Annotated in this window: 19 protein-coding genes and 1 pseudogene; 11 read left to right on the top strand and 9 right to left on the bottom strand. The window is 60.2% G+C overall.

Going from position 1 to position 17,906, the window contains the following annotated elements:
- Window positions 1-121: 121 nt before the first annotated feature.
- From J7J50_RS19905 to J7J50_RS19895, 3 genes and pseudogenes are all read left to right on the top strand, one after another.
- Window positions 122-512 (top strand): annotated as a pseudogene (locus tag J7J50_RS19905) (DUF3228 family protein); the annotation flags it as partial.
- A gap of 376 nt (window positions 513-888) precedes the next feature.
- Window positions 889-1,596 (top strand): hypothetical protein, encoded by a 708-nt coding sequence (locus J7J50_RS19900; protein WP_215055605.1) that lies wholly within the window; start codon window positions 889-891, stop codon window positions 1,594-1,596.
- A gap of 7 nt (window positions 1,597-1,603) precedes the next feature.
- Complete coding sequence (locus tag J7J50_RS19895; protein WP_215055604.1) at window positions 1,604-1,846, top strand: hypothetical protein; 243 nt, start codon at window positions 1,604-1,606, stop codon at window positions 1,844-1,846.
- Between the two features lie 132 nt (window positions 1,847-1,978).
- On the opposite strand, the gene J7J50_RS19890 is transcribed toward J7J50_RS19895, so the two are convergent.
- Window positions 1,979-3,976, bottom strand: a complete 1,998-nt coding sequence (locus tag J7J50_RS19890) for a hypothetical protein (protein WP_215055603.1) — start codon at window positions 3,974-3,976, stop codon at window positions 1,979-1,981.
- 43 nt (window positions 3,977-4,019) lie between these two features.
- Complete coding sequence (locus J7J50_RS19885; RefSeq protein ID WP_215055602.1) at window positions 4,020-4,274, bottom strand: helix-turn-helix transcriptional regulator; 255 nt, start codon at window positions 4,272-4,274, stop codon at window positions 4,020-4,022.
- 106 nt (window positions 4,275-4,380) lie between these two features.
- On the opposite strand from J7J50_RS19885, the gene J7J50_RS19880 reads away from it, so the two are divergent.
- From J7J50_RS19880 to J7J50_RS19860, 5 genes are all read left to right on the top strand, one after another.
- Window positions 4,381-4,623, top strand: coding sequence for a hypothetical protein (locus tag J7J50_RS19880; protein ID WP_215055601.1), 243 nt, complete (start codon window positions 4,381-4,383; stop codon window positions 4,621-4,623).
- Window positions 4,624-4,644: 21 nt separating this feature from the next.
- Window positions 4,645-4,827 carry a hypothetical protein gene (locus J7J50_RS19875; RefSeq protein ID WP_215055600.1) on the top strand — a complete coding sequence of 61 codons (183 nt, stop codon included), beginning with the start codon at window positions 4,645-4,647 and terminating at the stop codon, window positions 4,825-4,827.
- A 530-nt stretch (window positions 4,828-5,357) separates the two neighbouring features.
- On the top strand, window positions 5,358-6,185 hold the full coding sequence (locus J7J50_RS19870; RefSeq protein ID WP_215055599.1) for a hypothetical protein: 828 nt from the start codon (window positions 5,358-5,360) through the stop codon (window positions 6,183-6,185).
- On the top strand, window positions 6,182-7,186 hold the full coding sequence (locus J7J50_RS19865; protein WP_215055598.1) for a hypothetical protein: 1,005 nt from the start codon (window positions 6,182-6,184) through the stop codon (window positions 7,184-7,186). The genes J7J50_RS19870 and J7J50_RS19865 overlap by 4 nt, the downstream gene beginning before the upstream one ends.
- Window positions 7,187-7,507: 321 nt before the next feature.
- The gene (locus J7J50_RS19860) at window positions 7,508-8,302 is read left to right on the top strand and encodes a hypothetical protein (protein ID WP_215055597.1); all 795 of its coding nucleotides are present in this window, start codon (window positions 7,508-7,510) and stop codon (window positions 8,300-8,302) included.
- Window positions 8,303-8,375: 73 nt separating this feature from the next.
- Here J7J50_RS19860 and J7J50_RS19855 read toward each other — a convergent pair whose 3' ends face one another.
- From J7J50_RS19855 to J7J50_RS19835, 5 genes are all read right to left on the bottom strand, one after another.
- A complete protein-coding gene (locus tag J7J50_RS19855) occupies window positions 8,376-9,590 on the bottom strand; it encodes a S1 family peptidase (RefSeq protein ID WP_215055596.1) in 1,215 nt (404 codons plus the stop codon).
- Between the two features lie 150 nt (window positions 9,591-9,740).
- Window positions 9,741-10,193, bottom strand: a complete 453-nt coding sequence (locus J7J50_RS19850) for a hypothetical protein (RefSeq protein ID WP_215055595.1) — start codon at window positions 10,191-10,193, stop codon at window positions 9,741-9,743.
- Between the two features lie 223 nt (window positions 10,194-10,416).
- Entirely contained in the window at window positions 10,417-10,821 is a 405-nt protein-coding gene (locus tag J7J50_RS19845) for a hypothetical protein (protein WP_215055594.1), read from the bottom strand.
- 161 nt (window positions 10,822-10,982) lie between these two features.
- Window positions 10,983-11,390, bottom strand: coding sequence for a hypothetical protein (locus tag J7J50_RS19840; RefSeq protein WP_215055593.1), 408 nt, complete (start codon window positions 11,388-11,390; stop codon window positions 10,983-10,985).
- Window positions 11,391-11,744: 354 nt separating this feature from the next.
- A complete protein-coding gene (locus J7J50_RS19835) occupies window positions 11,745-12,959 on the bottom strand; it encodes a S1 family peptidase (RefSeq protein ID WP_215055592.1) in 1,215 nt (404 codons plus the stop codon).
- A gap of 667 nt (window positions 12,960-13,626) precedes the next feature.
- Here J7J50_RS19835 and J7J50_RS19830 point away from each other — a divergent pair.
- Both J7J50_RS19830 and J7J50_RS19825 read left to right on the top strand, forming a co-directional pair.
- Entirely contained in the window at window positions 13,627-13,839 is a 213-nt protein-coding gene (locus J7J50_RS19830) for a hypothetical protein (RefSeq protein ID WP_215055591.1), read from the top strand.
- Between the two features lie 151 nt (window positions 13,840-13,990).
- Window positions 13,991-15,250 (top strand): glycosyltransferase, encoded by a 1,260-nt coding sequence (locus J7J50_RS19825; protein WP_215055590.1) that lies wholly within the window; start codon window positions 13,991-13,993, stop codon window positions 15,248-15,250.
- 88 nt (window positions 15,251-15,338) lie between these two features.
- On the opposite strand, the gene J7J50_RS19820 is transcribed toward J7J50_RS19825, so the two are convergent.
- Window positions 15,339-16,364, bottom strand: coding sequence for a VOC family protein (locus tag J7J50_RS19820; protein ID WP_215055589.1), 1,026 nt, complete (start codon window positions 16,362-16,364; stop codon window positions 15,339-15,341).
- A gap of 284 nt (window positions 16,365-16,648) precedes the next feature.
- Between J7J50_RS19820 and J7J50_RS19815 the strand changes: the two genes are divergently transcribed.
- Window positions 16,649-16,900 (top strand): hypothetical protein, encoded by a 252-nt coding sequence (locus J7J50_RS19815; protein WP_215055588.1) that lies wholly within the window; start codon window positions 16,649-16,651, stop codon window positions 16,898-16,900.
- A gap of 42 nt (window positions 16,901-16,942) precedes the next feature.
- Here the strand turns inward: J7J50_RS19815 and J7J50_RS19810 are convergent, their stop codons facing one another.
- Window positions 16,943-17,785 carry an MnmC family methyltransferase gene (locus J7J50_RS19810; RefSeq protein WP_215055587.1) on the bottom strand — a complete coding sequence of 281 codons (843 nt, stop codon included), beginning with the start codon at window positions 17,783-17,785 and terminating at the stop codon, window positions 16,943-16,945.
- Between the last annotated feature and the right edge of the window lie 121 nt (window positions 17,786-17,906).

Genomic DNA, 17,906 nt, shown 5'->3' with positions numbered 1-17,906 from the left:
CCGTGATCTCTATATAGGTGTGGCGGGAGATGTCATTGAACAGGCCGAAAGAATACCTAAATTTATAACTGATCTATTCGATGGCGCGCCTAAAGCAGGTTCCCATAATTTGGTTCTCAAGGTTACGCTTCCCGAGGGGTGGACTGATGCTGTTAACGCGGCAATGATTCGGTCTAGTTGCGCATTGGGGATCGGTGTATAGGCGGCTACGCACGGAATACGAAGTGCGCGAAGGACGAACTGCCCGTGCTGGTGCGCTGGTTCGAAGATATCGACCCGCCCGTAGCCGACTACCTCATCGTCATCCTCTACAGCCGCGAGCAACTGGCGAAAGAGGGCATCGATACCATCGCCGACTGGGGCCTGGTCGGCTGCATGTACACCGTCGAGACGCCTATGGTGCGATCACGATGATGCGTAATGCGCTTGGGGGGGCGGGTGTCCCCAAGGACCACGATGCCTACAAACATAGCGCCGGCTTCCGGCGCACCCACGCCAACTGGCGCGGCTGACCGCGCAGTCCCGTCTGTCCTGGCGGTGCGGTGCGGCGGTTCAAGGAGTGGAGGCGACTCGGAGGAGGATGCGCAACGGGAGCAGCATCAAGAACAGGCGCGAATGCAAGGGCAATCGGATCAGGGTGGGCCGAGGGGGTGGTGTGACGCCATTCCACCTGCTTCGACTTCCTGGCAATGCAGACTATTTTTGTGTAAGTAGGGCAGTAGGAAGGCTGACGCTGCCATCATGCTGCCTCCTTATTTCATGAGCTGGCTACAGTGGGGCTCCGTGCGTACCGTTAATTGCATGAAGCGAATCATCTGGCGCTATGGCATGCCATCAGCGCTGCAAGCAATTTGATCATATCCATATTCCGAGCTCGGGGGCGGTAGAGTGATAAGCAACAGTCAGATTGACAAGATCGGAGATAGGCTGCGTAAAGATGAGATAGATGAAGCCTGTTTGGGACGGCTTGAAGAATACAGGCAGCAGTTTGCTCAGGCATATGTCTATGTTGAAGATGTTTTAGTGAATAAAATGGGTCTAAAGATTACGGGAAGGCCATCGAAATCAACGGTTGCTATAGTCGAGAAGCTCAAAAGAGAAACCATTCGGCTTAGTCAGATGCAGGATATAGCGGGCTGTCGGATTTTGGTGCCAGGCCTCGCAACGCAAGACGATTTAGTTGCGAATATGCATATTTTATTTGCGGATGTTGAAGTCGATGACAAGCGGCGCGACCCTACAAACGGCTATCGGGCAGTTCATGTAATAGCAAAAAAACACAATAGGCCGGTGGAGATTCAAGTCCGTACAGCGTTACAGCATGCCTGGGCAAATATTTCTGAAAAGGTGGCTGATGAGTTTGGCCATTCTATAAAGTATGGTTTTGGTAATGAAGGGGCTATAAATTTTCTCGCGCAATTGTCGGATAGGACTGCGAAATTGGACAGGTTGCGGCATGAGCAAGTGGCGGCTTCTCAAGAAATGACCCGAGCCGGGAAGGCAAAAGATTCAGTTAGGTTGAAAAAAGAACTTAATTCGAAGGAGCGTGAAATCCTCCGTGAAATTAAGCGGATTTTCTCTGGTAAAATATTGTGAATATTTTATGATTTTTCTTATTCATTACAATCGAAAGCTTGGTGCTCTTGTGTCGGTTGCTACGTATCAAGATTCAGAACGGCTAGCGGCCTCGCAGGCGAAAATGAGCCTGGAAGTGTCATTGCTAGGTAGTAATGGTGCTAGTGAAGTCGTGTTGCTGGAAGCGGAGACTGAAGAGGATCTTCGAAAGACCCATGGGCGCTATTTCAAGACGCTTGAAGAATTGAAAGTTTCAGAGCGTAAAAGTTAGTTGAACAGATAGGATGGGTGCTTTTCAGATCGGATTGTTCAAGCAAGATAAGCCAAAATCCCGCGCTAGCGGGATTTTTTGTTGGGGCGTTATTTTATTCCGAACGGCTGCACATCTGCCTTTGTGCTTCGCTCAGTCTGCCGACTCCATTATATATATTGACATGGCTCGGCAGGGTTGCTTGTTTAAGAGTCCGAATCTGTTTTGGAATTCGTAAATGTGTATCGTGCGATCTGATGAGTCAGATTTAGTTGCTTGAAGCTTTAGATGGGGTGGTTCAAGTGGTGTGCTGCCAAAAGAGCAGCAAAGAGGGCCAGTGTCTCCGCTATCACCTAGCCAGTACAGTTCGTCTGAGTCGAAGATGCATTTAATTGCATGGTTTTCAAGTATAAATGGCTCACTTTCCCATAGGCTGATAATTTCTTCTATCGATGGGAGTCTTCTTACTGGATTAGCGATATTGATATGGTGCGGATATGTGGCTATTGGGGTGGCGCGGGAGTCAAACGTGTCTCTATATGGCATCCTGTCGGTTATTGATGAAATGTCATTAATCAACCAGCAGATCCCATGCGTTGGGTCGTAAACCTCGAACGCAGAAACATTGCCGGCAGACGATATGGGAATGACACGTAATGACTGATTCCTCCATGCGATAGGAATGCCCCTATCGTGGCGAAGTGAAATGTTTGATTTCCGAAGAATAGCTTTGCAGTCATTGTTGGACCTGCGCTGAGGTTCTCTTAGTGGGCTGGCCAAAGGAAACAGTCCGGTCAGTGTGTGGTCGCTATTGAGAAGTCGTGATACATTTTCTGCTCCTGCTGATTCAGTGTTTCCCCAGCTTACAAGCAGATCCTTCATTAGATCGGTCCACTCCACCTCGAAACACCTTGCATCCAGCGAGGTAGCTGCGAGGAGAAAAAGATATTCCATCACCGATCTATGAGCGAATTTAAACTGGCCTTCAATGTCTCGATTTAAAAGAGATCTTGATTTTAGCTTCCAGCTTTCCAGCGGGGTTCTATGCGCGGCTGCGAGTGCTTCAAGAAATGCAGGGGAAATTCGGTCGCCGAAGCCTCTTCTCTGTTGGCGGTGCGCTGTAACTGCGAGCTCTATCGAAATTTCCAGTAGGTCTTTTTTTTCGATCCATTCGCTTTCTCGTTCTAGCCATTGCTCAACGAGAAACTCATACAGGCCAAATAATTGTTTAATCGTGCGTCTCTCGCGCACTAAGTCCGGGACGAGTTCCAGAAGCATGGGGCGCGCGCTGAGTTCCGGAATTGATGCTACCAGTTGTGCTGCGAGCTTCCGTTTTTGCCAGTTGTAAATTGATGGTAAGGGGAATTGTTTTTTTAGATATACTTTGATTTGAAGAGGGGAAAATGGTGCCAGAAAAACTCGGTGTAAAGGGAACTCCCGCTTTCGTCCGGCTTTGCGCGGTGCGGCATACATGATCCCACTTCCGGTAGGAACAGCGTCGTCCTTTGCAAAGAATTGTGAGCGGCAAGTTACCACAATGTTTTTAAAATCTGCTGCGGCAGCCATTAGTTCTATTAAGCGTTTTCCTTGTTCGGCAGCGGCACGTGGGTCTTCATCGAAGGCATCTAGAAAACAGATGGTGCTTCGTTTATCTGGGATGGCTTTGATCTGATCTATTGCATCACCACGTCCAAGCGGGACTATCGCGATAGGAGTGCGCTTATTTTTCTTTTTCTTCAGCTCCCTCGCATAGTAGTTAATGCAAAAGCTGGTTTTTCCCATGCCTGAATCAGCGAGTAGGATGAGATGTCTTTTTTGCCCACCAGCGTTTAAGTGGTCGTCGATTGTCTCAAATAAAGGGGCGCGCGCGACTATGTTATGTAGTTCGTCCTCATCCGATGGGTCGGTCTGCATGCAGCTTGGGGGTAAATAGTTTTTACACGCGTAGGAGATGTCTTCTTTAGTGAATGATGCTATTCCTGTACTGGCCGATAGTGCGTCAGCCATGTGTTGCGCGCGAGTTTTATTGTTCCATTCGCGGACTGCGTTCATGAACTTAGGAATGCCGGTCAAAGATGAAAAAGTTGTACCGATTAGTGCCAGTAATATATATAGCGGGTGCTTGGCAATCATTGCCAGGATTACATCCATCATATTTTCCCTTGTGGTAACACGGCATCTAGAATCGAATCTTTCACTTGTTAGGCTGGGTTTTCGATTCGAAGCGTTTCACGAATGTTGTCAGCGAGACGCCGCATACTAAACAATACTGACGTAACTGTAGAAGATCGATCCTCTGGCTTCCGCCTTCGATCTTGCTTACGTAGGACTGTGGTTTGGCAAGCGCTTCCGAGCAGGCCGCCTGAGTTAGGCCCGCCGCAATGCGCATTTCACGCATCAGTTGGGTAAGGATTTCGTTCTCTTTCGTGTAAAGCGTGCTGCTTGGCATATGTGCGGTATCCGAAGGCCCGCACGAATGCTGTATCCTCTTTAAGAATATTCAAAAATAGAATAAAATTCTCCTGTCTTGGATCAACGACTCACGGGAGACACGCATGCGCAACGGACACCGCACCCCAATCAACGCTCCCTGCAACTATCTGCTCCCTACCACGGCCCTCCAAGCCCTAACCCAAACCCGCGACCACCTACGCCTTCTCGCGCAACTCACCGAGCCCCAAGGCGATGCCGGCCCCGACGTGGTCTATCTCTCGGCGCAGGCGCTGGCTCACTGCTTCGATCGCTTGGCCGATGACCTAGACCGAGTCGTCGAGGCCGTCGATCCGGTCACGCCGTAACGGCGCTTGCGTTGAACAGAGGTGCAGCGCCTGGCCGAGCGCGGCGAAGACACCGAGACTGCGCTGGGCGCGGACCTGATGGCTTTCGCGCTGGAGGGCTGCGGCCTGCTCAAGGTGTCCGGCAAGCACCAGGGCCTGGACGGCCCGCGCAAGGAGATGTCCGCGCGGTGGGGCCGCCGCGACACCGCTGCGCTGTCAGCGTGACGCGCTGTCCACGCTGGTGTCGATCTGCAGCGGTCTCTCTCATTCGTCTTCGGCTGGTGTCTCGGAACATGCCGATCGCATTTCCGAGCGAACTGTACGTTCGTTGGATATGTCTCAGTTCTCGCGAGAGGACCAGACAATGATGGCTTAGATTCGAGAGTGGGTGCCGGGTGACCCTGCTGGAGAGCATGCGGCGGTCGCCATGCTCGCCGCCATACGCAATCGCATCCCTGATGCGGATCGCCTGGGACCAACCGCTGTTGTGGGCGATACGTTGTAGATGGGGCGCGTGCTTACCGGCTTCCACGCGGCGGTCAATGTCGTGCAGCAGCGGGTGCCGCCGTTTGCGAGACACGCTGTGCGAAACGCAACGGTTCAACCAAGGTCAAGCATAGGAGGCGCAAGCAAGGTAGTAAGAGCAACAGCGACAGAACGAGAGACAAGCGAGCGTGATGCGGCCTCGGATTTGATGGTCGCGACAACTGCGTTACTACATGGGCACACATTGCCCTTCACACGGAGAAAGTGAAATGTGGCGAACTCTGGTATTTGTTGCAGCATTGGGTGGGCTCGGCACCTCCACGCCGCTACATGCGGCACTCAAGGAGCCAACCGCTGAAAGTCGGCGTGAAGAAGCTCAGAAGAATCAACAACAGCGTCTGCAGGCGCTCACGCGGCGTGGCCGGCTCACTGCCTATCAGCAGTTGCTAGGAACGGGCAAGGTGTCCGTTGCATCGTCCGCCACCGCGGCCGAAGCGTCTTCGCGTGATGCCGCGATCGACTTGGCGGCGTTAGGTTTCACGGCGGCGGACGTTAAGGCCTATCGTGGGCGTAACATCGATCTATTCGACGTGGCTCAAAGATTCTTTGAGGGGGCGACGTCGCCGACAGAGCAAATGGTGATGGCCGATACCGTCGTGATAGCTACGGCGGGCGAGGTGCAGGCGGGTCGAAATCGAATCGACGGGTTCCTGTCTGAAATCCCTTTCGCCATCGTTAAATCTTTAAAGGGGTCGCGAGTAGCTGGCGATGTTGTTTTCGTGCCCAGGAGCTCCGGCCCATTGGGGGATGGCACCGAACAGATTGATTTCTCGGATATCCAGTTCACACCCGGGAAAAAGTACCTGCTTGTTCTTTCCAAGAACTGGTACGAGCAATTCGTCGCTTTGGGCAAGAAGCAAGCCGAGACCAGCTTCACCGCGCTGCCTTACGTGGCATATGAGGTCGCCGGCAACAACACGCTCCTTCGTATCTCGCGCACGCTCAAGGCCGGTGCCGATCCGAAAAATGTTGAATCTGTCGAAGCTGAGTTGAAGCGTGTAACCGAAGGCAAGAGCCAAGCGCGGGGGCTGAAATGAAATCCAATCCCATGCGTATTGTGTTGGCGACCGGGGTGATGGCATGGGCGGGAATTACTCACGCCGCTCCGCCGGACTTCCTCGCGAAATGGCAAATCGACTCCGTCATCGTAGGAGTGCATAGCTCGATCCCACCGACTTGCGTGCAGCCCACGGCCAACGCGGTCAGCACGTGGAATGCCGTGGGCGCCAACTTCCTGTTGTTCCCGGATTTCATTGTCTCCCAGCCTCGCGTAGCCGAGCAAACGCAAGCCTACGACTATAAAAACGTCACCATCGAAGATGGTACGCCGCAGAATCCGCTGGCCATCATGGTAGCCAGAGTCAGGATGAACGTGACGACGAAAGTCCTGGAAAACGCCGACATCACCGTGGACAAAAGGCGAATAGGGAATAACGACCCAACCCAGATACAGCTGAGCTGCTCGACTGCGGACACTGTTCCGCCCGCACAGGTGGACTGGGAGTCCGCCATTCTCCACGAACTAGGGCACGTGGTCGGAATTAACGACAGTCAGTCCGACATCGGTTGTTCGATGTACTTTGAACTGGGCCCTGGGCAGAAACAGCGCAGTCTGTGTGCGGATGAAAAACAGGTGTATATCGACGGCTATAAGCCTTTTAAGATCGTGAGTCTTGCGAATGTAACCGGGCCACAGAACGTGAGCATCCCGGCTCAGATTTTCTATGAGGGCATACCCAGATTCCCCGTTCAAAGAAAGACAAAAATTATCGAGTGTGCGAGCGGCTGGACATGCTCCGACTACAACGGGGCCTACAGTACTTACGCAGCGTCACCGCTGACTTTCAATTTCAAATGCACGAACTCCTCGCCGCTGCCCACGGCAACATTCAAGTGGCGAACGACGTTGACCGATGCTAACGGCAAAGTGACCAACGCGGTGGACCATACGAGTACTTGCACCAGGCCGGCCGGGACGAAGGCGGAAGGTTCCGATGCCGTTTCGGGCGGCATCAATCGGGTCATCATCACCGACTGACGAAGCGGCAAAGCAAGACTCCAGACCGCTGGTCCTGCGGCCTTTCAGAAGCTACTTCAACCCTCGCGCCATGCGTCTTGCATGGCGCGAGGTTGAAGTAGAGCGAGCCGGGCAGGGCAGGAAGTCCTTTGGATGTCCGGCGTGGCCGAAATGGCTTCCGGCGCCTTGTCATTGGCATCACGGCCACAGTTGCGGGAGTTGTCCGCCTCCGCCGAAGGATGGGGGGAACTGGTCCAATGCCGGAAGGAAGAACGCGCACCGGTGCCGCCGTATTTTTGTAGGACGCTTAAGTTGAACGACTTGTAAAAGGAGCGCTATCCAATGGATGAAGATATCAAAGGTGTGGAAGAGGGAAAGGGTGGCCGCGTGCTGTCATCCGTGGCGAAGGTGTTGGCGGTTGCGACCGTTCTTGCTTCAGTGGGCGGCGTGTTTCTTCACCTGTGCGGATACATCGCGCAAAGAAGCTATCTGCGTGCATTCAATGTCGATCCCGACAGCTTCAAGCGTGAAGCTGATTGGTTGATGGTCAGCGGGTACTACTCGATCGTTCAACTCGGTTCGTCAGTAGCGCAGTCTGTGTTCAGTTGGCCATCCCTTTGGCTTTTACTCTTGTTGACTGTTGCGGTCGTGATCTTTCGATTGGGTTCCTCTCTGGAGACGCCTGAGTGGGCGAAGAAGATCAGAGCGAAAGCGAATGATCGGTCGTCCAAGAGAGCGAAATGGTTGAGCTTTTTCATTGAGTCATTTCTCTTCTCCGGGCTTGGCTGGAGCGGCGGCTACTTGCTAGTTATGTGCACTGTTTTGATAGTCCTTATCCCTGGGGTGATGGGGGAGAAATTCGGCGAAGAGACCGCCAGAAGGGATGCAGCCCGTTTCGAAAAAGGATGTCTCGCAAACAATCCATGCTCCGAGTTCTGGAAGGACGATCGGAAGATCGCATCCGGATTCGTTGTTGCGACCTCGTCGGAGCAAATCGCGTTCTTCGATACGCAGCTGAATATGGTGCGGCAATTGGAGCGTTCCGGTATCGAAGTGCGATCTCCCATCCAGCCTAAGTTCGAGCCCGCGCGCAAGGGCGCGCCGGCCACGCAAGCGGGTGTGGGGAGTCCGCCTTGATCGTCATTCTCGATCAAAAAAAAAGCGCCCCGGAACCCCGGGGCGCTCTTATGCCCATCCAAGCCGCAACGAATTACGGGCTGGTCCGCAACGTCAACGCATACGCACTCAAAATCGAATTGATAGGCGTGTAGTAGCTGTTACCACCTCCCGTACGCCCCTGCCGTCCCTTGCAGCTGCCGCTACCGCCCGACAGCACGCCCTGCGCTTGCCCCGCGCTGGTGATGAACGAACCGCCCGAGTCGCCGCCTTCCGAGCACGCGGTGGTCTGGGTCAGGCCGGTCACGGTGCCGTCCGGGTTGCCGGCGTCGTCCACATACGACACGGTCACGTTCTTGCTGCGGATCGCGCCGCAGCGCCAGCTGCTGGTGCGGCCCGAGCGGCACAGCGCGGCGCCGACGGCGCCTTCGGTGCTGCCGCGAACGGTGACGTCGCCGCTGCCGTAGCCGTAGACGCTGGCCGCCAGGGTGTGGGTGCTGTCGACCTGCACCCAGCCGCGGTCGGGGCCGGTCTGGTTGGCTTCGGGCATGGTCGAGGCGGCGAACGTGCCCAGGCGCAGGCCCGGAACCCACTGCGAGTCTTCGTTGTAGACCACTTCGCCGACGGTGCCGCAGTGGCCGGCGGTGGCGAAGCCCGGGGTGGTGCCCTCGGTCACCGAGAAGCCGACCGAACAGGCGTACAGGTAGCCGTCGCCCGGGTCGCGCAGGTAGCCGCGGCCGCCCTGGATGGTGGTGCGGCGCTGCGGGGCTTCGGCCATGGTTTCGAAGCGCACCGACGTGGTGTCCAGGCCGCTGCGGGCGACGAAGTCGACGGCGGCGTCTTCCGCGCCCGGGGCCACGCCGACGATCACGCTGTTGCTCGGCAGATCCACCGACCAGCTGTACACACCCTTCGGCGCCTTGCCGTTGCGCGCCAGTTGGCTGTCGAGCTGGCCCTTGGCGGCGTTGAGCGCGCTCAGGCTGTGGCGGGCCTGGCGGGTTTCGATGCCGGCCGCGGCCTTGGCCGCCTTGATCGAGGTGGTGGCGGCGACGAAGCCGAAGCTGCCGTCGGCCTTACGTTCCAGCCAGGCGCCGGCGAAGTTGCGGCCCAACTGCTTTGCCACGGTCTTTTCTTGTTGAGCGGCGAGGCGCTCGGCCTTGAGGTACTCGGTCACTTGCGTGCCGGACAGGCCGAGGTCGCGCTGCATGGCCGCCTTCAGGCCGGGGGCGAGGTCGTCGGCGGCGAGGGCCGCGCCGGAGACGGTCATGGCGACGGTGGCGGTGAGGATCGACAAACTGAACTTACGCATTCCGAAACTCCTTGGGTGAAAGAGGGACGCGAACTGCAGTGCGGCCCGCCAGACGCAGGCGCCGATCCTTTGGCGTTGGGGCAGCGTTTTGGCGGGCCGTAATGGTTACAACGGGCACTAATTGGCATCCCCCTACGTAGGAACTGAGATTTATTGCGTGTTTTTTGTGCGATAGATCGCGTGTTTCGTGAGTGCCGGGTGTTTGTTTTGGTACATGAACGAGTTCGCGGTCGTGAATCGACGGCTGTCGCGGCTGGCTGGCCGGCGTTTAGCCGCCCGGCGGCGGGCGTCCGGCGCGGTCGTGACCGGTGTTGGCCGGGTTCGTTTGAATTCGAGCGTGAAGCGCGCTGTGTCCTCGCCGCCGGTTCCGCTGAACTGCCCGGCGCGAGATTTTCCGCTATCCGGATGTTCTGCGGCGGCGCGTCCTGGATAGCCGACGGCCAGACCCGACATCGCGACGACGACTGCCGCGATCGAGTGCTTGCGATGCGCGCCATCTGTTTTTTGCGAGCATCGGGCGAAGCGGATCGCGACCGCGATACGTCTTGCCCGCTTAATCGCATAGTCGCGTTGTATTCGCGGCGTGCGCCACAGCGGTCGCATCGTCGCCTGCCGTCGCCCCGTTTTCGCGGACGAAAAAAAGTGCCCCGGAAATCCGCGGCGCTCGATTCGCACTTCGTTCGCGATGAATTACGAGCCGGCCTCATTTGCCTGGCCAGGAGCAATGAACCGGCTTATCGGCCTGAGTGCGATCGCCCGCCCCCCTCGGCAAGAAGCCACCGTATTCCACAGGGCCGATCGCGCGATCAGCCCGCGCCGCTCACCCTCAATACACCGTCACCCGAAACTCATCCGAACAAACAACCTGTCCGGCGGAATTGCGGATGCGATAGGTCAAATCGCGATACCCCGTCTGCGAGCCGCGGCCGACAAGCCAGGTGATGTACAGCGTCGTGCCGCTGCCGATGAAGCCTTTCACGCGGCTCGGCGGCTGGTAAGCGAAGCCGGGTACACCTTGGATCGACAGGTTGCCCAAGGAGGCGTTGCCGCCGCCGGCGCTGATTTCGAGAAAGTAGGTGGCGTAGGCGAGACCGGAGACGGTCGTGTACGCGGTGCTGGTGTTCATGAGCGGGGTGCTTTGGTCGGGCAGGATCGGGCATGCGGCTTCGGAGGCGAAGCTCAGCAGCAGCAAAGACGCGCCGATGGCGGCGTTGAATCCCAATGGCTTCATGGCGGATGAGTCCTGTGTGTATCGAGCGCGCGACGACGCCGACGCCGCGCGCGGGCGAAATCGGGCGGGTACCGAGGCGCTGGAGGGTGGCTGGAAGAGCGCCTGGAGGTTCCAGGCGCCCAGGGGCTGGAGCGATCACGAGTCGGGCGCTCGCGTGAGCGTCAGCCGCTGACGTTGACGCGGAACTGGTCGATGCAGATCACCTGTCCGGCGGCATTGAGGATGCGGTAGTTGACGTCGCGGTAGCCGCCGACCGGCGCCGAGGGTGCGACGAAGTAGCTGATGTACAGGTCGGCGCCGTTCCCGACGAATCCCTTCTGGCCGTTGCTGTAGCTGAAGCCGGGCAGGGCCTGGATCGACAAATTGATCAAGCCCGCGTTGCCGCCGCCCATCGAGGCTTCGACGAAGTAGGTGGCATACGACAGTCCGCCGACCGGGCTGTAAGCGGTGTTCGAGGTCGCACGGGCGTTACTGACGTCGGCAATGAAGGGGCAAGAAGCGGCTTGCGAGGCGAAGCTCAGGAGCAGGAGCGCCGACCCGATGACGGCTTTGAATCCTAGTGCGCGCATGACGTATTTCCTTTGGTTGAGCGCTGAAGCGCATCGAATGGATGACTGTGTCGATTCGGACCGGCGTCCCGGGGCCCGGAACGGAACGAATCAATGAGTAGTTCGTAATTCGATGTGCGAACCCGACATGCATGCGGTGCGAAAGCGTCCGGCGGTTCGTCGAGCCGGCGAAGACGGGCTGGGCGGGCGGCGGCTCGGTTTGCGCAAGCAGGCCGTCGTTGCCACCGGGGCGTTGTGCCCGGCGCGCGCGGCATGACGGTTGCTTCGTCGCCTGCCGCCAATCGCTATTTTCGCAGACGAAAAAAAAGCGCCCCGGAAACCGGGGCGCTCGACTCGCACTTCGTTAACGATGGGTTACGGGCTGGTACGCAAGGTCAACGCATACGCGCTGAGGATCGAGTTGATCGGCGTGTAGTAGCTGTTGCCGCCGCCGTTGTTGCCCTGGCTGCCCGAGCAGCTGCCGCTGCCGCCGGAGAGCACGCCCTGCGCTTGACCGGCGCCGGTGATGAACGAACCGCCGGAGTCGCCGCCTTCGGCGCAGGCGCTGGTGCGGGTCAGGCCGGTGACGGTGCCGTCCGGATTGCCCGCGTCGTCCACGTACGACACGGTGTTGTTCTTGCTGCGAATCGCGCCGCAATGCCAGCCGCTGGTGCGGCCGGAACGGCACAGCGCGGCGCCGACGGCGGCTTCGCTGCTGCCGCGCACGGTGACGTCGCCGCTGCCGTAACCGTAGACGCTGGGCGACAGCGTGTGCGTGGTATCGACCTTGACCCAACCGCGATCGGGGCCGGTCTGGTTGCCGCTGGGCATGGACGAAGCCGAGAACGTGCCGACGCGGACGCCCGGATTCCACTGCGAGACTTCCTGGTAAACGATCTCGCCCGCGGTGCCGCAATGGCCGGCGGTGGCGTAGCCCGGCGTGCTGCCCTTGGTCACGGTGAAGCCGACCGAGCACGCATACAGATAGCCGTCGCCGGGATCGCGCAGCATGCCGCGGCCGCCTTGCACCGCGATGCGCCGCTGCGGCGCTTCGTGCAGGGTTTCGAAGCGCACCACGCGCGCGTCGAGCCCGCTGCGGGCGACGAAATCGACACCGGCTTCTTCCGCGCCCGGCGCGACGCCGACGACGACGCTGTTGCTAGGCAGATCCACCGTCCAGCTGTACACGCCCTTCGGCACCTTGGCGCTGCGCGCGAGCAGGCTGTCGAGTTGTCCCTTCGCCGAATTGAGCGCGGCGAGGCTGTGACGCGCCTGACGCGTTTCGACGCCGGCGACGGCCTTGGCGTTCTTGATCGACGTGCTGGCCGCGACGAAGCCGAAGGAACCATCGGCCTTGCGTTCGACCCACGCACCGGCGAAGTTGCGGCCCAACTGCGCCTGCACGGTTTTTTCCTGCTGCTCGGCCAGACGTTCGACCTTGAGGTACTGGCTCAGCTGCGTGCTGGACAGACCCAGGTCGCGCTGCATGGCCGTCTTCAACGCGGGGGAGAGATCGTCGGCGGCGAAGGCCGCGCCGGATACGGTCATGGCTACGGTGGCAGCGAGAACCGACATACTGAACTTACGCATATCCAAAAGCTCCTTAAGCAAAGAGAGGGATGCGAACACAAGTTGCGGCGGGTCTGGGGCAAGTCGCGGTGCGTGCAGTGGAATGTCTAACGCTCAGTCGGGCCGCACTGACTAGAACGGGCCCTCATCGCCGCACCCCTACGTGAAAAGTGAGACGTCATCGGTGGTTCTGGAAAGCACGTAAAAAGAGCGGTTTGGCGCACACTTTCGCGCGCGCATTGTTTGCCGAATGAGGCGTGTGCGGGGGGCTACGTTCATTGCGCGGTGTGTGGCCGCGCTTCGATCATGTTTTGGAACATGAACCGTTGTGACGTAGATCGCTGCGCGAATGATTGGATGCGCGAATGTAGAAGCAGCCGTTGCCGATGCAGCAGATTGAAAGATCGCGCAGCGGTGCCCGCGCTCCGGCGAGTTGCGCACGATTTAGACAACATCCGCTTGTCTATTCGCGATCGCGCAAAAGCGAATAGAGCATCGTAGTAAGCAAGCCGGTTGGTTGAAAACCAATCCGCTGTTCGTATCGCCGCCTTCATGCACGACGCAATGTGTATGTTCGCTACCCGTGAAGAGCCGCCCACCCCGATTAGACCCGCTATTAACCGCCCAGCCCTCAGCGTGAATCATCGCCGGATCCAGCCGGAGCCGACGTCTTACGAGGACGACTCAGATGGGCAACGACACGAAGCAGACCGGGCCGAAGCGGGATCGACAAGGAAGCAGGGACGGGCCGCCGGGCGGTCAAGGGCATCAGCCGCTGCCGGGCGAGACTCCTTCGTCCGATGACGCGAAGGCCAAGCGCAAGCACGTTCAGAATGCGGACTTGCCGCCGGGGAAAGGGCATCAGCCGTTGCCGGGCGAGAACTCGCGGCCGGACGATTAAAGAGGCGATCGGGGGTGGGGCGATTGAATCGGCCGCGTTCGGCCCTGTTCCCACAATCAATTTATAGCGCGCCGGGGGGCTTGCGGCAAGGCCCTTGGCGTGCAACACAATCCGCGCCCTACGCCGAAACCGGCGGATAGGGAGCAGCGAAATGCGCATTTTGTTATCGACGTATGGGTCGCGCGGAGATGTCGAGCCGATGGCGGGTCTGGGCCTGCAGTTGCAGGCGCTCGGGGCGCAGGTGCGGGTGTGCGCGCCGCCGGATCAGGAGTTCGCGGACTTGCTGGAACGCGCCGGGGTGCCGCTGGCGCCGGCGTTCTCGTCGGTGCGCGAGTGGGTCGGCGAGGCGCTAAAGCGGCAGGCGGCGGAACCGCCCGGGCGCAAGGGCGAGACGATCGCCACGCACGCGGCCCGGATCGTCGCCGCGCAGTACGAAGCGATCTCCACCGCCGCGCAGGATTGCGATGCCATCGTCGCGGCCGGTCTGTTTCCGTCCACCGCCGCCGCGCGCTCGGTGGCCGAGCGCATGGGCATCGGCTATGTGTACGCCGCCTATTGCCCGCTGTTCCTGCCGTCCTCGCACCAGCGGCCTTACGAATACCCGGGCCATCCGCTGCCGGCGGACGTGAGCGACAACAAGCAGTTGTGGGAGTTCGACATCCAGGCCAAGAACGCTTTGTTCGGCGCCGGCGTCAACCATCTGCGCGCGTCGGTCGGCCTGCCGCCGGTGGACAACGTCCGCGATCACGTCCTGACCGATCGCCCGTGGCTGGCGTCGGACCCGACGCTATGTCCGTGGCCGCCGACGAGTTTGCGTGAGGTGGTGCAGACCGGCGCGTGGATATTGCCCGACGAACGTCCGCTGCCGGACGAACTGCTCGCGTTCCTCGATGCCGGCGCGCCGCCGGTGTATGTCGGCTTCGGCAGCATGCCGATGCAAGGATTGAAGGAGGCGGCGCGCGTGGTGATCGAAGCGATCCGCGCACAGGGCCACCGCGTATTGCTCTCGCAAGGCTGGGCCGAGTTGGCGTTGAACGACGATCGCGCGGATTGCTTCGTCGTCGGCGAGGTCAACCAGCAGGCTTTGTTCCGTCGCGTTGCCGTCGTCGTGCATCACGGCGGCGCCGGCACGACCACGACGGCCGCGCGCTCGGGTACGCCGCAGGTGGTGGTGCCGCAGATCGCCGATCAGCCGTACTGGGCCGGCCGCGTCGCCGACCTGAGCATCGGCGTCGCGCACGCCGGGCCGAATCCGGGCATGGAGTCGTTCTCGGCCGCACTCGATGCGGCGTTGAGCAGTGGAGTCCGCGCTCGGGCTAACGCAGTGGCGGGCATGATTCGCGGCGACGGCGCGGAAGTGGCGGCGAAGTTGTTGATCGATACGTTCGGGCAGGGGCAACGCCGCGGGTAACGGCAAGAGGCACCGCCCCAAATGCATTGAGGCGGTGCCGGCAATGTTCGGACTGAGTCGGCGGATGACGACGACTCAGTCCGCGCCGTCAATTGACGCCACCGCCGCAAGCCATCGCGGCCTTCGACGAAGCATGAAACTCGATCAGCAATCCCAGATCGCCCTGGGTCGGCGCCAGAAACGCTTCGCCGAGCGCGCCGCGGTAAGCGGTGAGCTGGGTTTCGTAGCCGCGTTCGATCTGTCGCTTCGCGATATCGAGATCGGCCACGCCGATGCTGAGCCCCAACAATTGTGGGCCGCCCTCGCGCAGGGCGTCGGCGGCGGTGCCCGGGCCGTCGGGTTGCAACGCCAGCAGGCGTTTGCCGTTCACCGGAACGCAATAGCCCTGGGCGGCGAGCTGCGGGATGCGGATGCGGGTCGCGCCGGCGAGACCGAGTCGCTCGAATTGTTTGCGATCGGCCTCGGCGTCGGCGGACAGCAGCCAGATCGAGGTCAGGGCTTGCGCGCCGTTGGGGTGCTGCGGCGCGATCTTGTGTTCGGACACGCGCGCGGGTGTGGTCTTGAGCGTGGCGTAGTCGATGAAGAACAGGTTGCTCGACAGCGGTGCGTGTTCGAAGGCGAACAGACGCCAGCGCGGCGGCGCCGTCGGGCCGTCGCCGTCCGGGTCGGTGAGCGCGGCGGTGAAGATCGGCGTGGGCGCGAAGGATTGTTGTTGCAGGAACGCATGCGCCTGTTCGAGCACGGTCGAACGCAGGCCGAAGGTGCGCGCGCCCGCTCCGCCGTGCAGCGAGGCTTGGTCGGCCTTCATGCCCGGGTCCATCGCGGCGTCGGCGCGGGTGATGCCGAACAACTCCATGTAGCTGCGATCGGCCATGCGCACATAGCGATTGGCGACGCCGTCGGTGTTGCGTCCGGGCCGGACCTGGAACCCGAGTTTGACCGCCATGACCGCGCTGATCTGGTCGATGTCGCGTCCCCACAGCAGGGCATGGTCGATGTCGTTGCTGTGTTCGGGCGGTGCGGCTGCGCTTGCGGCGGTTGGGGCGATGCCCAGGATCAGGGCGGACAGCAGGACGAACCCGCCGGCGATACGTTTGCTGCGCTGGAACCTCATTCCGACTCCTAGTGACCACGGTGCGATTGCCGCGCAGCATGCGAGGGCGGGCGGCGCGCAGGCGAGCACAAACGGCCGGCGGCGGACATGGATGGATGATTTTGCTTGGCGCGGCTGTGGCGGGCGGGGTATGGCTGGGCGAAATGGGACGCTTCAGTGAACGGGCCTGCGCGCTTCGTCGACGCCGATATCGCGAATCTCTTTACGGTCCGCTTACTCGTTTTTCACGGTCGCCTCCCTGGCGCATGCTCGAATGCCCCGGACTCACCGTCGGGAGCGCGAACATGAAGAGGCATTGCGTCGTCATCGCTTTAGCGTTGCTGTTGCCGGTATCAGGTTCGGCCTTGGCCGATGTCATCACCGTCAGCGGTCACGGCCAGAGTTACGACCCCGGCATCGCCCTGAGCGATGCCCGCGCCGACGCCGTCGGCAAATGCAGCGCGCAAGGCGGGACGCCGGTGGAAGAGATCTACAACCACATCACCCGCGCGAATCTGTGGCTGGCCGATTCGATCTGGAAATGCGAGGTGCCGTGATCCCGGGGATATGGGCCGACTCAGGCAGATCGCCTGGAACCTTCAGCGCCGGATCGCCAACACGCCGTCCAGCGCCAGCTGCGCCTTGAACCCGGCTTTTTCCAGGCGCTTGGCCACTTCGCGCGGCACATCGCGGCCGCTGGTGAGTTTGTTCGGGCTGCCGGTGTAGTGGAACATGCGTCCGCCGCGGCGCAGCACGCGCGCCAGCTGATCGTAGAACGCCTGCGAATACAGCTCGCCGGCGATGCCGAATCGCGGCGGGTCGTGGAGCAGGGCGTCCACCGAGTTGTCGGCGATCTGCGCGATCGCCTGCGACACGTCGGCGTGGGTCAGACGCAGGCGGCCGCCGCTGGCGTCGGCGTCGGGATCGGGCGACCACGGGTTGAGCGTGCGCAGCCACAGCACGTCTTCGTTCTTCTCGAACGAATGGATGCCGGTCGCGCCCGCTTCCAGACAGCACGCGGCGAAATACCCCAGCCCGCCGCAGGTATCGAGCACGAGCTTGCCGCGCGGCTCGATCAGCGCCACCTTGGCGCGCGCGTCCTCCAGCGGCGATGCCTTCATCGTCGGCAGCATCTTGATGCCGTCGATCTCGAAAGTGGGCGCGCCCCATTCGGTCGGCACCAGCTTGATCAGCGAACCTGAGAAGCGCGACACCGGCGCGAAGTCCTCGTCGTCCCAGTAATAGATCGTGCGGTCCTTGAGCGCGGGCGGATACGGATACTCGCGCTCGCGCCACAGCCAGGTATCGGCCTGCAGACGCGCTTCGCCGCTGGATCGGCCCAGATCCAGCGAGCCGGTCCACGCCGGCGCCCCGGTTTCGCGCGCGGCGCGCAAGGCTTCGGCCGAGGGCAGGGTGAGCAGGGGGCCTGAGTAATGCGGCATCGCGGATCGCGCCTGACGGAGGGAGGGAGAAGCTTAAGGGGCTGGAACGGATATCTCGACCGCAGGAGCGGTCGGTTCGGCGATGCGCAGTCACGCATCGCTGTGTCCCGTGAGCGAGACG

It is taken from the genome of Lysobacter sp. ISL-50, assembly GCF_018612875.1.
In the GTDB taxonomy this organism is placed as follows: domain Bacteria; phylum Pseudomonadota; class Gammaproteobacteria; order Xanthomonadales; family Xanthomonadaceae; genus Lysobacter.
This window is presented reverse-complemented; position numbering and strand designations above follow the sequence as displayed.